Source organism: Streptomyces sp. NPDC015139 (assembly GCF_043079785.1).
Lineage (GTDB): Bacteria > Actinomycetota > Actinomycetes > Streptomycetales > Streptomycetaceae > Streptomyces > Streptomyces albidocamelliae.
Genome location: NZ_JBIBUW010000005.1, coordinates 415,350 through 428,878, shown reverse-complemented (window position 1 = coordinate 428,878; position 13,529 = coordinate 415,350). Strand labels below are relative to the sequence as shown.

Genomic DNA, 13,529 nt, shown 5'->3' with positions numbered 1-13,529 from the left:
CCTCAGGACTCCTGGGTGAGGGAGACGAGCACGTCGTCCCCTTCGATCTTTACGGGGTATACGGGGACGGGGCGGGTGGCCGGGAGGCCGGACGGCTTGCCGGTGCGCAGGTCGAAGGCGGAGCCGTGCAGCCAGCACTCGATCTGGCAGTCCTCCACCTCGCCCTCGGAGAGCGAGACGTTCGCGTGGGAGCAGATGTCGTGGATGGCGAACACCTCCCCCTCGGTCCTCACGACCGAGACCGGCGTGCCGTCGAGTTCCACCCGCTTGGGGGTGTCCTCCTCCAGCTCGCTCAGTCCGCAGACGCGTACGAAGGTCGTCATGCGACCGAAGCCTCCAGCTCCTCCTCGATCTTGGCGAGCAGGCGCTCCTCGATGTCCGTGACGCCGATCTGCTGGACCAGCTCGGCGAAGAAGCCGCGGACCACCAGTCGGCGGGCCTCGTACTCCGGGATGCCGCGGGCCATCAGGTAGAAGAGCTGCTCGTCGTCGAAGCGGCCGGTCGCGGAGGCGTGGCCGGCGCCGACGATCTCGCCGGTCTCGATCTCCAGGTTCGGCACCGAGTCGACCCGCGCGCCGTCCGTGAGGACCAGGTTGCGGTTCATCTCGTACGTGTCCGTGCCCTCGGCCTTGGCCTCGATGAGCACGTCACCGATCCACACCGCGTGGGCGGCCTCGCCCTGGAGCGCGCCCTTGTAGACGACGTTCGACTTGCAGTGCGGGGTGTTGTGGGTGACCAGCAGGCGGTGCTCCTGGTGCTGACCGGCGTCGGTGAAGTACAGGCCGAACAGCTCGGCCTCGCCGCCGGGGCCGGCGTACTCCACGCGCGGGTGCAGACGGACCACGTCGCCGCCGAAGGTCACGACCACGGACTTGAAGGAGGCGTCCCGGCCGATCAGCGCGTTGTGCTGGGCGATGTGGACGGCCTTGTCGTCCCAGTCCTGGACGGAGACGACGGTCAGCTTGGCGCCGTCACCGAGGACGTAGTCGACGTTGGCCGCGAGAACGGCGTCGCCGGTGTGGTCGATGACCACGACGGCCTCGGCGAAGGCGCCCAGCTCGATCACCTGGTGGCCGAAGGCGGTACCGCCCTGGCCGTGCACCGCGATGCGGATCGGCTCGGTGAGGACGGTCTCCTTCGGCACGGTCACGACCGACGCCTGCTCGAAGGCGGTGTACGCCTGCGCGGCGACGCGGTCCACGGGGATCGCCCTGCCGAGCCGTGCGTCGTCGCGGCCGACGGCCTCGACGGTGACGCCCTCGGGCGCCTGCACGTCGACCTTCACACCGTCACCGGTGGCGACGGCGGTGCCGTCGTGGAGTCCGCGCAGCCGCTCCAGCGGGGTGAACCGCCACTCCTCCTCACGGCCGTGCGGGACCGGGAAGTCCGCCACGTCGAAGGACGGGGGCGCGCTCATGCGCGAGACGACGGTCGACTCCGCGGCGACCGCGATCGAGCCGGCGGTGGTGCTGCCCACAGGTGGGGGTCCCCCCGCTCGAGCGGAGCCGAGAGTGGGGGAGTTCTGAGCCTCAGCCATGGCTGTCGTATTGCTCGCTTTCTCAGGTCAGTGGCTTGATGGTGGGGGCGGTGGCGACTAGCCGACCGCGCCTTCCATCTGCAGCTCGATCAGCCGGTTGAGCTCCAGCGCGTATTCCATGGGCAGTTCCTTGGCGATCGGCTCGACGAAGCCGCGCACGATCATCGCCATCGCCTCGTCCTCGGAGAGACCGCGGCTCATCAGGTAGAAGAGCTGGTCCTCGGAGACCTTGGAGACGGTGGCCTCGTGGCCCATGGACACGTCGTCCTCACGGACGTCGACGTACGGGTACGTGTCCGAGCGGGAGATGGTGTCGACCAGCAGCGCGTCGCACAGCACGTTGGACTTCGAGCCCGGGGCGCCCTCGCCGATCTCGATCAGACCGCGGTAGGAGGTGCGGCCACCACCGCGCGCGACCGACTTGGAGACGATGTTGGACGACGTGTTCGGCGCCATGTGGACCATCTTCGCGCCGGCGTCCTGGTGCTGGCCCTCGCCCGCGAAGGCGATGGACAGGGTCTCGCCCTTGGCGTGCTCGCCCATCAGGTAGACGGCCGGGTACTTCATCGTCACCTTGGAGCCGATGTTGCCGTCGACCCACTCCATGGTCGCGCCCTCGTAGGCCACGGCGCGCTTGGTGACCAGGTTGTAGACGTTGTTCGACCAGTTCTGGATGGTCGTGTAACGGCAGCGGGCGTTCTTCTTGACGATGATCTCGACGACCGCGGAGTGCAGCGAGTCCGACTTGTAGATCGGCGCCGTGCAGCCCTCGACGTAGTGCACGTAGGCACCCTCGTCGACGATGATCAGGGTCCGCTCGAACTGGCCCATGTTCTCCGTGTTGATACGGAAGTAGGCCTGGAGCGGGATCTCGACGTGCACGCCCTTCGGCACGTAGATGAAGGAGCCGCCGGACCACACGGCCGTGTTCAGCGAGGCGAACTTGTTGTCACCGGCCGGGATGACCGTGCCGAAGTACTCCTTGAAGAGCTCCGGGTGCTCCTTCAGGGCGGTGTCGGTGTCGAGGAAGATGACGCCCTGCTCCTCCAGGTCCTCGCGGATCTGGTGGTAGACGACCTCCGACTCGTACTGGGCGGCGACACCGGCGACGAGGCGCTGCTTCTCGGCCTCCGGGATGCCCAGCTTGTCGTAGGTGTTCTTGATGTCCTCGGGCAGGTCCTCCCAGGACTCCGCCTGCTTCTCCGTGGAGCGCACGAAGTACTTGATGTTGTCGAAGTCGATGCCCGACAGGTCCGAGCCCCAGTTCGGCATGGGCTTCTTCTCGAAGAGCTTCAGACCCTTGAGACGCAGCTTCGTCATCCACTCCGGCTCGGACTTCTTGCCCGAGATGTCGCGGACGACGTCCTCGTTCAGGCCACGGCGCGCGGACGCACCGGCCACGTCGGAGTCGGCCCAGCCGTATTCGTACTTGCCCAGGCCCTCGAGTTCGGGGTGAGCAGTCTCCGTGGGGAGAGTCATGCGGGGTTCCTCCCGGCCGTGCTTGCAGGTGCGTCAGTGGAAATCTTGGGGATGAACGTCGTGCAGACGCCGTCGCCGTGCGCGATGGTCGCCAGTCGCTGTACGTGCGTACCCAGCAGCTCGGCGAAGATCTCGGTCTCCGCCTCGCACAGCTGCGGGAACTTCTCCGCGACGTGGGCGACCGGGCAGTGGTGCTGGCAGAGCTGCTCACCGACCGGTGCGCTGCGCGCCGTAGCAGCGTACCCGTCGGCGCTCAAGGCCTTGGCCAGCGCTTCGGCGCGTTTGTCGGGGCTCACGGCCTCGACGGCCTCGCGGTACGCGCCCGCCTGTGCGGCGATCCGGGCGCGGGCGAAGGCGGCGACCGCCTCGGGGCCGCCCTCGCGCTCGGCGATCCAGCGGAGCGCGTCGGCGGCGAGCTTGTCGTACGACTGGTCGAAGGCGTCGCGGCCGCAGTCGGTCAGCGCGAAGACCTTCGCGGGACGCCCGCGCGTGCGCGTGCCGTACACGCGCTGCTCGCGGGGCTCCACGACGTCGTCGGCGACCAGCGCGTCCAGGTGACGCCGGACGGCCGCCTGGGTCAGTCCCAGCCGGCCGGCGAGGTCGGCGACGGTCGACGGGCCGTGGTCCAGGATGGACCGCGCGACCCGGTTGCGCGTCGAGCGCTCACCGGTCGCGAGTTCCTCCTGAGGGGCCCCCGTGGGGGTCTCCCGAGCCTCGCCGACGTTTTTCACAACGCCATTGTTGCGTAATTCCTCCGACCCTGACAAGCGCCGTCCGGATCATGGGGCGGTGCCCTGCGTCACTTAGGCAAACCTAATCCGACCTGCGGAAACGATCTTCTGATCGATCATTCGCCCGCCTCCGACCAGGCAATTCGGTGGCGCCGCGAGGCCCCGTCGGGAAGACTCCCGGACCATGCCCACACCCCCTCCGACCGGCCCTCTCGTCACCCGGGACAGCATCGCCCGACAGGTGCGCCTGCTGGGTGTGGAGACCGGAGAGACACTGCTCCTGCACTCCTCGCTGAGTTCCCTCGGCTGGGTGAACGGCGGGGCCGTCGCGGTCGTCCGGGCCGTCCTCGACGCGTTGGGCCCTTCGGGCACGCTGGTCGTCCCCAGCCAGACCGGCGACCAGTCCGATCCCGCCCTGTGGGGGGACCCGCCGGTGCCCGAGGAGTGGTGGGAGCGCATCCGCGCCACCATGCCGCCGTACGAACCGCTGATCACCCCCTCGCGCGGGGTCGGCGTGATCCCGGAGACCGTGCGGACCTGGCCCGGCGCCGTGCGCAGCGCCCATCCGCAGACCTCTTTCGCCGCCCTCGGTCCGCTGGCGCGGGACATCACCGACGGCCACGCGCCCGACTGCCGGCTCGGCGAGCGCAGCCCGCTGGCCCGCCTGGAGAGGCTGGGCGCCCGGGTGCTGCTGCTCGGCGCGGGCTACGGCGCCTGCACCAGCTTCCACCTGGCCGAGTACCGGATACCCGCGCCCCGCGTCGAGGTCGGCAGGCCCGCCCCGGGCGGCGGCTGGGAGCGGGTCGTCGAGGTCTCCATCACCTCCGACCGCTTCGACGAGCTGGGGCACGACTTCGAGAGGGACCGGCCCGTCCTGCGCGGCCCGGTCGGCGCGGCGGACGCGCGGCTGTTCCCGGTGGCGGACGCGGTGGCCTACGCGGAGCGCTGGCTGCCGCTGCACCGGCCCCGTGAGGAGGAGTTCCCGCACCCCCGCGACTGAGCGCCACGGCGTCTCCCTAGACTTTGGACCCATGCGAAGCGAGCCCGTGGTCCAGGTCCAGGCCCTGGTGAAGCGGTACGGCACGAAGACCGCGGTGGACGGCCTCGACCTGGCGGCCCGGGCGGGAGTGACCGCCGTCCTCGGCCCCAACGGGGCGGGGAAGACGACCACGGTCGAGACCTGCGAGGGGTACCGGAAGCCGGATTCCGGCACGGTGCGCGTCCTGGGCCTCGACCCGGTACGGCAGTCCGCGCAGCTGAGGCCCCGCATCGGCGTGATGCTCCAGTCCGGGGGCGTCTACTCCGGCGCCCGGGCGGACGAGATGCTGCGGCACGTGGCGAAGCTGCACGCCCACCCGCTGGACGTGGACGCGCTCATCGAGCGGCTGGGACTCGGCTCCTGCGGCCGTACCGGCTACCGCCGGCTGTCCGGCGGCCAGCAGCAGCGCCTCGCGCTCGCCATGGCCGTCGTGGGCCGCCCGGAGCTGGTGTTCCTGGACGAACCGACGGCCGGCCTCGACCCGCAGGCCCGCCGCGCCACCTGGGACCTGGTGCGGGACCTGCGCGCCGACGGCGTTTCGGTGATCCTCACCACGCACCACATGGACGAGGCCGAGCAGCTCGCCGACGACGTGGCGATCATCGACGGCGGCCGGGTCATCGCCCAGGGCTCGCCCGAGGAGCTGTGCAAGGGCGGCGCCGAGAACACCCTGCGCTTCGGCGGCCGCCCGGGCCTCGACGTGGGCTCCCTGCTCAAGGCGCTCCCGGCCGACTGCACGGCCGCCGAGCTGACCCCCGGCTCCTACCGGATCGTCGGCAAGGTCGATCCGCAGCTGCTGGCCACGGTGACCTCGTGGTGCGCCCAGCACGGGGTGATGCCGGACCGGATCTCGGTGGAGCGGCACACCCTCGAGGACGTCTTCCTGGAGCTGACCGGCAAGGAGCTGCGCTCATGACCACCGCCTCGGGCACCTACACCCCGAAGCCGGGTGCCGCCCCCCTCCCCCGCATGATCGCCGCGCAGGCCGCGCTGGAGACCAGGATGCTGCTGCGCAACGGCGAGCAGCTGCTGCTGACGGTCGTCATCCCGACGCTGCTGCTGGTGCTGTTCAGCTCCGTCGACATCGTGGACACCGGCTCCGGCAAGGCGGTCGACTTCCTCGCGCCCGGCATCCTGGCCCTCGCGGTGATGTCGACGGCGTTCACCGGCCAGGCCATCGCCACGGGCTTCGAGCGCCGCTACGGGGTGCTGAAGCGGCTCGCCTCCTCCCCGCTCCCCCGCTGGGGCCTGATGACCGCGAAGACGGCGTCCGTGCTGGTCACGGAGGTCCTCCAGGTGATCCTGCTGACGGCGATCGCCTTCGCGCTCGGCTGGTCCCCGCACGGGAACCCGGCCGCCGTCCTGCTCCTGCTGATCGTCGGCACGGCCGCCTTCTCGGGGCTCGGGCTGCTGATGGCCGGCACCCTGAAGGCGGAGGCGACGCTGGCCGCCGCCAACCTCGTCTTCCTGCTGCTGCTCGTCGGCGGCGGGGTGATCGTGCCGCTGGAGAAGTTCGGCACGGCCGGTCAGCAGGTGCTCGGACTGCTGCCCATCTCCGCGCTCTCGGACGGTCTGCGGGACGTGCTCCAGCACGGCGCCGGGATGCCGTGGGGCGACCTGGGCGTCCTCGCGGTGTGGGCGGTGGCCGGGCTGGCCGCCGCCGGGAAGTTCTTCCGCTGGGAGTGACCCGGCGCCGGTCCGCGCGACGGGACTTGCGCGACGCGCGTGTGAGCGGACCCTCGTGAACGCGTGCACAAGCGGCGGCCTACGATGGTGGCGTGCCAAAGCTGAACCCTGCCGACGTCCAGGCGGCCCTGCGCAACCCGCTCGCCTTCATCGCCGCACGGTGGACCCCGGCCCCCCGGACCGTCCAGCGGGCGGCCCTCGCCGCGCTCGTGATGGCGGTGGTCATCGTCGTCACCGGCGGCGCCGTACGGCTGACGGGCTCGGGCCTCGGCTGCCCGACCTGGCCCACCTGCACCGACGACTCGCTGACCACCACCCGGGAGATGGGTTTCCACGGGGTCATCGAGTTCGGCAACCGCATGCTGACGTACGTGCTGTGCGCCGCCGTCGGCTGGGCGATCGTGGCGGCCCGCTCCCAGAAGCCGTGGCGGCGCGGCCTGACCCGGCTGGGCTGGGCCCAGTTCTGGGTGGTCATGGGCAACGCGGTGCTCGGCGGCATCGTGGTGCTGGTCGGTCTCAACCCGTACACGGTGGCCGCGCACTTCCTGCTGTCCTCGGCGCTGATCGCCGTGGCGACGGTGATGTGGCAGCGCACCCGGGAGGGCGACGAGGCGCCGCGCCCGCTGGTCGGCAAGGCCGTGCAGCAGCTGGTGTGGTTCCTGGTGGCCGCCTCCGTGCTGCTCATCGCGGTCGGCACGGTGGTGACCGGGGCCGGCCCGCACGCCGGTGACTCCAGCCAGGTCGACCGGATCCACATCGACTGGGAGAACGTCGCGAAACTGCACGCGGTGCTCGCCTGGATCGTGGTCACGCTGACGTTCGCCCTGTGGTTCGTGCTGAAGGCGGTGGACGCGCCCCGGGGTCCGCTGGCGCGGACCCGGGAACTGTTCCTGATCCTGCTCGCCCAGGGCGTGATCGGTTACGTGCAGTACTTCACCCACCTGCCCGAGGTGCTGGTGGGCCTGCACATGTTCGGCTCGTGCCTGGTGTGGATCGGCACTCTGCGCGTCCTGCTCTCGCTGCGCGAGCGCCCGCAGGCCGGTCTGGACCTGCCCGGCCCCGCGGCCGAGGCGACGGTCCGCACGTCCGCCTGACCCACCCCGCCCGGCTCACCCGTACTCCGTGACCAGCGCGTCGATCGCCGGGCCGAGGTAGGCGCGGGTCAGTTCGGCGCGGCGGGCGAGCCAGGCGTCTCCGGCCGGGGCGGGATCCTCGTAGCGGCGTCGCGCGATGTCCGCCACGACCTCCTCGGGCGCGCCGAGCGCGGACAGCTCGCCGAGCGCCTGCCGTTTGGAGACCAGCCTCTTGTCGCGCAGGGTCACGGTGGCCCGGGCGAAGGTCAGCAGCCCCAGGTCGACCCAGACGTCCTGCCGCCACAGCCGGCTCCTGCGCACCGCCGGCCGCCAGAAGTCCCGCTGGTCCCGGACGACGAAGTCGCCGAGCTGCCGGTCCGGTACCGGCGGCAGCAGCGCGGACGGCGCTTCACCGTGCAGGACCAGGCCGAACTCGTGCAGTTCACGGCGTGTGACGGGGGTGACCGGGCGGCGCATCGGCCCGCCGTGCGCCCAGGTCAGGTGCGAGCGGTCCGGGTCGGAGAGGGTGTCCGGGGTGAGGTAGCTGCAGTGGAGCTTCCCGGCGAGCGTTTCCGCGCCCAGCCGCCGGTGCGCCACGGCCACCCGCCAGACCTGCCGGAGGCCCACGGGCCCGGGCAGTACGGCGATGAGGTCCAGGTCGCTGCGGCCCTCCTGGTAGTCCCCGCCGGCCAGTGAGCCGTGCGCCCACACCGCCAGGGGCCCGAGGGCGGACAGTTCGCGCAGGAAGCGGGCGACGAGCGTGTCGGTGGCCATCGGATCAGTCTGGACAGCGGGCGCGTCCTGGTACAGGTCTCGTTTCAGCCGGTGCGCCGCGCGGCCGCCGGCACCGGTTTCATCCCAGCCCGTACACGCGCCGCGCGTTGTCCGCCGCGATCAGCCGCGCCACCCGTTGCGCGTCCTCCAGGGACCAGGCGCCGTCGGCGACCCAGGTGCCGAGGACCCGGCCCAGCGCCTCGCGGAAGAGCCGGGCGCCGACGACGTGCAGCTCGGGCAGTCCGTGGGCACCGGTCGAGAACAGGATCTTGCCGAAGGGCGCCAGCTCCATGATCTCGGCGAGGACCGTGGCCGCGCGGGCGCCGGTGCGCACGAGCGCCGCGCCCGAGTCGGCGTAGACGTGCGGGAAGACGCCCGCCAGATGGGCGGCGTGGCGGTGGTACGGGTAGCCGTGCAGCAGGATCAGGTCGGTGCCGAGTCCGGCCGTGGCCCGCACGAAGTCGGTGAGCAGCACCGGGTCCGTACGGTCGATGCGGGAGGCCGGCTCGCCGAGCCCCGCGTGCAGTTGCAGTGGCAGGCCGGAGGCGACGGCGATCCACAGCACGTGCCGGAGCAGTACCGGGTCGGTCAGCGGCCCGCCGACGCGCCGTCCGGCCAGCCAGCGGCCCACCGCCCCGCGCACCTCTCCCGGTCCGGGCGGTTCGGGCGCGAGGGCCAGGCCGTGCCTGAGGCCCGCGACGGAGGTGAAGGCGACCGCGGTCGCGGCGGCGCCGTGGACGGACTCGGCGAGGTTGGCGAGGAAGGCCTCGACGGTGCCGGAGGTGTCGGCGACCTGCTCGGCGAGCAGTTCCAGCCGGACGATCTCGCGGGCGTCGGCGTCGCCGTCGCCCGCCATGTCGGCGGGTCCGGTGAGGTCGCCGGGCAGGCCGGTGTCGACGAGATAGGTGGTGATGCCGCTGCCCCGCAGCAGTCGGCGGCCCGCCTCCAGGACCCCCAGTTCCCGGCGCCGGGCCAGGTAGCGGGCCGGCGGGCAGTGCGGCTCCAGGCCGAGCAGGGGCGGGCACCAGCGCCGTAGGGCGAAACCCGTCTGGGTGTCGAAGAGGGTGGTGCCCGGGGCCGGTGGCCCCTCGGTGCGGGCCAGCTGGGCCTCGAAGGTGCCGAGGCCCAGCTCGGTGCGCAGTACGCCGTGGCAGTACTGGTCCACGAGGGACGGCGTTTCGATCATTCCGGCCTCCCCGCGGGCGCTGGCTTCGACGGGCCTAACGGGTGAAGGGGGTGCGAGGTCGCGGCCGAGCCCGGGACTGCGGGTTCTTTGGCGGGTTGAGACCGTATGTGGTTGATCGCGCGGTGCCCCGCGCCCTTCCGGTGCGGGTCGCTCAGCCGCCGACCTGGATGCCGGCCATCCGCTTCCACTCGTACGGCCCCGTCCGCACCTTCGCCGCGAACTCGCCGTCGAAGGACTCGTGCACGGTGATGCCGGACTTCTCCACCGCCTGCTCGGCGATGGCGTACGTGGGGGCCACCAGGTCGCCCCAGCCGCCGTCCTCGCCGACGAGGACGATGCGGGCGCCGCGTTCTCCGATGTGGGCCACCTGGCCCTCGGCACCGCCGTGGGCCTTGGAGAAGGCGCTGATCTGCCGGGCGAGCTTCGCCACCTTGCGCTCGGCCTTGGCTTCGGCCTTCGGGTCAACCTGCTGCGTGTCTGCCATGGCCAGGATGCTACCGACGGGTAGATCAAACGGCGACGGGAGGGGTGCGTGGCCTTGACCACGCACCCCTCCCGTCGGAGAGAAGGTGACGTCAGCGGAGGAAGGGGTCCACCGCGACGGCGACGAAGAGGATCGACACGTAGGTGATCGACCAGTGGAAGAGACGCATCTCCTTCAGCTTGGCGCCGCTCACCTCGGCCTTCGCCCGGTTCTGCAGGCCGTGCGCCTCCCAGAGCCAGAAGCCGCCGGCGGCGAGGGCGACCACCGTGTAGAACCAGCCCGTGTAGCCGAGCGGGGTCAGCAGCAGGGAGACGACGACCATCACCCAGCTGTAGATGACGATCTGCCGCGCGACGACCTTGTTGGAGGCGATGACGGGAAGCATCGGCACGCCCACGCGCGCGTAGTCGTCCTTGACCTTCATGGACAGCGGCCAGTAGTGCGGCGGCGTCCAGAAGAACATGACGAGGAAGAGGATGACCGGCGCCCACGACATGGAGTTCGTGACGGAGGACCAGCCGATCAGCACCGGGAGGCAGCCCGCGATGCCGCCCCACACGATGTTCTGCGACGTACGCCGTTTGAGGATCATCGTGTAGACGACGACGTAGAAGAGGAGGGCCCCGAGCGAGAGCCAGGCGCTCAGCCAGTTGACGGTGAATCCGAACAGCAGCGTCGAGACGACCGCGAGAGTGATGCCGAAGACCAGGCACTCGACCGGGCTCACCATGCCGGTGACCAGCGGCCGCTGCGAGGTGCGGTCCATCAGGGCGTCGATGTCCCGGTCGATGTACATGTTGAGCGCGTTGGCGCCGCCGGCCGAGAGGTACCCGCCGACACAGGTCAGCAGGACCAGCGTCAGGTCCGGCACACCCTGCTGCGCCAGGAACATCACCGGAACGGTGGTGATGAGCAGCAGCTCGATGATCCGCGGCTTGGTCAGCGCCACGAACGCCTTGACACGGGCCCCGAACGGCCGATGAGCCGGGCCCTGGCTCGCACCACCGAGCACACCCGATGGACGGGATTCGACGGCCGTCACGCACACCCCTGACAGAGACATCCCAGCAAGCCCCCCGTGTGAGGTCCCGGTAAAGGCTCGCGCGTACCACGCCACTTTAGACGTTGCCCATACCCCGGCCTTCGCGGGGGTGGGCTCGTGTTGACGGGGGTCGCTCATCGGTCGCATTCGGGCTCGATTGAGCAGTCAGATGAGCGCCTCCGTATTCATGTGCCGACTGCCTTCCCGGCCAGTCGGGAGGCGGATCGCACGGACTCCCGGCAGTCTGGAAACACTCGAAAAAACGCACGTCCTCACGGGGGTAGGCTCGACAACGGCCGGCGGGCAGAAGCACGCCGGCGGCCGGGTCGCGGGCATGCCCCGAAGACCGGCGACCGACATGTGGAGAGGAGCCCTGACCCAGGGTGAGCACCAAGCCGACCACCACAGACCTTGAGTGGACCGACCTGGACCAGCGGGCCGTGGACACCGCCCGCGTCCTGGCCGCCGACGCCGTACAGAAGGTCGGCAACGGCCATCCCGGTACGGCGATGAGCCTGGCCCCGGCCGCCTACACCCTCTTCCAGAAGGTGATGCGGCACGACCCGGCCGACCCGGAGTGGGTCGGACGCGACCGCTTCGTACTGTCCGCCGGACACTCCTCCCTGACCCTCTACACGCAGCTCTACCTGGCCGGCTTCGGCCTGGAGCTGGAGGACCTGGAGTCCTTCCGCACCTGGGGGTCGAAGACCCCGGGCCACCCCGAGTACGGGCACACCAAGGGCGTGGAGACCACCACCGGTCCGCTCGGCCAGGGCGTCGCCAACGCGGTGGGCATGGCGATGGCCGCCCGCTACGAGCGCGGCCTGTTCGACCCGGAGGCCCCGCAGGGCGAGTCGCCCTTCGACCACTTCATCTTCTGCATCGCCGGTGACGGCTGCCTCCAGGAGGGCATCTCCGCCGAGGCGTCCTCGCTGGCCGGCCACCAGAAGCTCGGCAACCTGGTCCTGCTGTGGGACGACAACCACATCTCGATCGAGGGCGACACCGAGACGGCCGTCTCCGAGGACACCGTCAAGCGGTACGAGGCCTACGGCTGGCACGTGCAGCGCGTCGAGGCCCAGGAGAACGGCGACCTGGACCCGGCCGCGATCTTCGCCGCGATCCAGCGGGCCAAGGCGGTCACGGACCGGCCGTCCTTCATCGCGATGCGCTCCATCATCGCCTGGCCGGCCCCGAACGCCCAGAACACCGAGGCCGCCCACGGCTCCGCGCTGGGTGACGAGGAGGTCGCGGCCACCAAGCGCGTCCTCGGCTTCGACCCGGAGAAGTCCTTCCAGGTCGACGGTGACGTCATCGACCACACCCGCCAGGCGCTGGAGCGGGGCCGGCAGGCCAAGGCGGAGTGGGAGAAGTCCTTCCAGGAGTGGCGGGACGCCAACGCCGAGCGCGCCGCGGACTTCGACCGCATCAGCCGGGGCGAGCTGCCCACCGGCTGGGAGGAGAAGCTCCCGGTGTTCGAGCCGGGCAAGGCCGTCGCCACCCGCGCCGCCTCCGGCAAGGTGCTCCAGGCCCTCGGCGCGGTCGTCCCCGAGCTGTGGGGCGGCTCCGCCGACCTCGCCGGGTCGAACAACACGACGATCGACAAGGACAGCTCCTTCCTCCCCGAGGGGAACCCGCTGCCCGAGGCCAACCCGTACGGCCGCACGATCCACTTCGGCATCCGCGAGCACTCGATGGGCGCGGAGCTGAACGGCATCACGCTGCACGGCAACACCCGCGTCTACGGCGGCACCTTCCTCGTCTTCTCCGACTACATGCGCAACGCCGTGCGCCTGTCGGCCCTGATGCACCTGCCGGTGACGTACGTGTGGACGCACGACTCCATCGGTCTCGGCGAGGACGGCCCCACCCACCAGCCCGTCGAGCACCTCGCCTCGCTGCGCGCCATCCCGGGCCTGAACGTCGTCCGCCCGGCCGACGCCAACGAGACCGCGATCGCGTGGCGCGAGATCCTCAAGCGCTACACCAAGGAGTTCGGCAAGGGCCAGCCGCACGGCCTCGCGCTCACCCGCCAGGGCGTGCCGGCCTACGAGCCGAACGAGGACGCGGTCAAGGGCGGCTACGTGCTGTTCGAGGCCGAGGGCGGCGACGCCGAGGTCATCCTGATCGCCACCGGTTCCGAGGTGCACGTGGCCGTCGAGGCACGTGAGCGGCTCCAGGCCGACGGCGTGCCCACCCGGGTCGTGTCCATGCCGTGCGTGGAGTGGTTCGAGCAGCAGGACCAGGGGTACCGGGACTCCGTGCTGCCGCCGTCGGTCAAGGCCCGAGTCGCCGTGGAGGCGGGCATCGGTCTGACCTGGCACAAGTACGTGGGGGACGCCGGCCGCATCGTTTCCCTGGAGCACTTCGGTGCGTCCGCGGACGGCAAGGTGCTCTTCCGCGAGTTCGGCTTCACCGCCGAGAACGTGGCCGCCAAGGCCCGGGAATCCATCACCGCCGCACAGCGCTGACGCTCATATCGACACGTAGGAGATGTA

The 13,529-nt window shown here is 71.0% G+C and carries 13 protein-coding genes; 5 read left to right on the top strand and 8 right to left on the bottom strand.

Features of this window, described 5'->3' with window-relative positions; genetic code table 11:
• Positions 1 to 2: 2 nt before the first annotated feature.
• Genes ACF08B_RS16860 through ACF08B_RS16845 form a run of 4 tightly spaced genes read right to left on the bottom strand, consistent with a single transcriptional unit; the run spans position 3 to position 3,747 of the window.
• Positions 3 to 323, bottom strand: a complete 321-nt coding sequence (locus ACF08B_RS16860) for a non-heme iron oxygenase ferredoxin subunit (RefSeq protein ID WP_285513308.1) — start codon at positions 321 to 323, stop codon at positions 3 to 5.
• Positions 320 to 1,537, bottom strand: a complete 1,218-nt coding sequence (sufD, locus tag ACF08B_RS16855; RefSeq protein WP_392318020.1) for a Fe-S cluster assembly protein SufD — start codon at positions 1,535 to 1,537, stop codon at positions 320 to 322. Before sufD ends, ACF08B_RS16860 begins: the two co-directional genes overlap by 4 nt.
• A gap of 57 nt (positions 1,538 to 1,594) precedes the next feature.
• Complete coding sequence (gene sufB, locus ACF08B_RS16850) at positions 1,595 to 3,016, bottom strand: Fe-S cluster assembly protein SufB (RefSeq protein WP_073892546.1); 1,422 nt, start codon at positions 3,014 to 3,016, stop codon at positions 1,595 to 1,597.
• Complete coding sequence (locus tag ACF08B_RS16845; protein ID WP_073892549.1) at positions 3,013 to 3,747, bottom strand: metalloregulator ArsR/SmtB family transcription factor; 735 nt, start codon at positions 3,745 to 3,747, stop codon at positions 3,013 to 3,015. Before ACF08B_RS16845 ends, sufB begins: the two co-directional genes overlap by 4 nt.
• 184 nt (positions 3,748 to 3,931) lie before the next feature.
• On the opposite strand from ACF08B_RS16845, the gene ACF08B_RS16840 reads away from it, so the two are divergent.
• The 4 genes from ACF08B_RS16840 (at position 3,932) to ACF08B_RS16825 (ending at position 7,566) form a co-directional block, all read left to right on the top strand.
• On the top strand, positions 3,932 to 4,747 hold the full coding sequence (locus tag ACF08B_RS16840) for an aminoglycoside N(3)-acetyltransferase (protein WP_392318019.1): 816 nt from the start codon (positions 3,932 to 3,934) through the stop codon (positions 4,745 to 4,747).
• 31 nt (positions 4,748 to 4,778) lie between these two features.
• Positions 4,779 to 5,702: an ABC transporter ATP-binding protein gene (locus ACF08B_RS16835; RefSeq protein ID WP_093478616.1), complete on the top strand. Its 924-nt coding sequence runs from the start codon at positions 4,779 to 4,781 to the stop codon at positions 5,700 to 5,702.
• Positions 5,699 to 6,472, top strand: coding sequence for an ABC transporter permease (locus ACF08B_RS16830; RefSeq protein ID WP_392318018.1), 774 nt, complete (start codon positions 5,699 to 5,701; stop codon positions 6,470 to 6,472). The genes ACF08B_RS16835 and ACF08B_RS16830 overlap by 4 nt, the downstream gene beginning before the upstream one ends.
• 101 nt (positions 6,473 to 6,573) lie before the next feature.
• A complete protein-coding gene (locus tag ACF08B_RS16825) occupies positions 6,574 to 7,566 on the top strand; it encodes a heme A synthase (protein ID WP_392318143.1) in 993 nt (330 codons plus the stop codon).
• Between the two features lie 15 nt (positions 7,567 to 7,581).
• Here the strand turns inward: ACF08B_RS16825 and ACF08B_RS16820 are convergent, their stop codons facing one another.
• From ACF08B_RS16820 to ACF08B_RS16805, 4 genes are all read right to left on the bottom strand, one after another.
• A complete protein-coding gene (locus tag ACF08B_RS16820) occupies positions 7,582 to 8,319 on the bottom strand; it encodes a nucleotidyltransferase domain-containing protein (protein ID WP_392318017.1) in 738 nt (245 codons plus the stop codon).
• A 79-nt stretch (positions 8,320 to 8,398) separates the two neighbouring features.
• A complete protein-coding gene (locus ACF08B_RS16815) occupies positions 8,399 to 9,505 on the bottom strand; it encodes an amidohydrolase family protein (protein WP_392318016.1) in 1,107 nt (368 codons plus the stop codon).
• A gap of 151 nt (positions 9,506 to 9,656) precedes the next feature.
• The gene (locus tag ACF08B_RS16810) at positions 9,657 to 9,989 is read right to left on the bottom strand and encodes a hypothetical protein (protein WP_073892565.1); all 333 of its coding nucleotides are present in this window, start codon (positions 9,987 to 9,989) and stop codon (positions 9,657 to 9,659) included.
• 91 nt (positions 9,990 to 10,080) lie between these two features.
• Positions 10,081 to 11,052, bottom strand: a complete 972-nt coding sequence (locus ACF08B_RS16805) for a protoheme IX farnesyltransferase (RefSeq protein WP_392318015.1) — start codon at positions 11,050 to 11,052, stop codon at positions 10,081 to 10,083.
• Between the two features lie 362 nt (positions 11,053 to 11,414).
• On the opposite strand from ACF08B_RS16805, the gene tkt reads away from it, so the two are divergent.
• Positions 11,415 to 13,502, top strand: coding sequence for a transketolase (tkt, locus tag ACF08B_RS16800; protein ID WP_392318014.1), 2,088 nt, complete (start codon positions 11,415 to 11,417; stop codon positions 13,500 to 13,502).
• Positions 13,503 to 13,529: the final 27 nt, after the last annotated feature.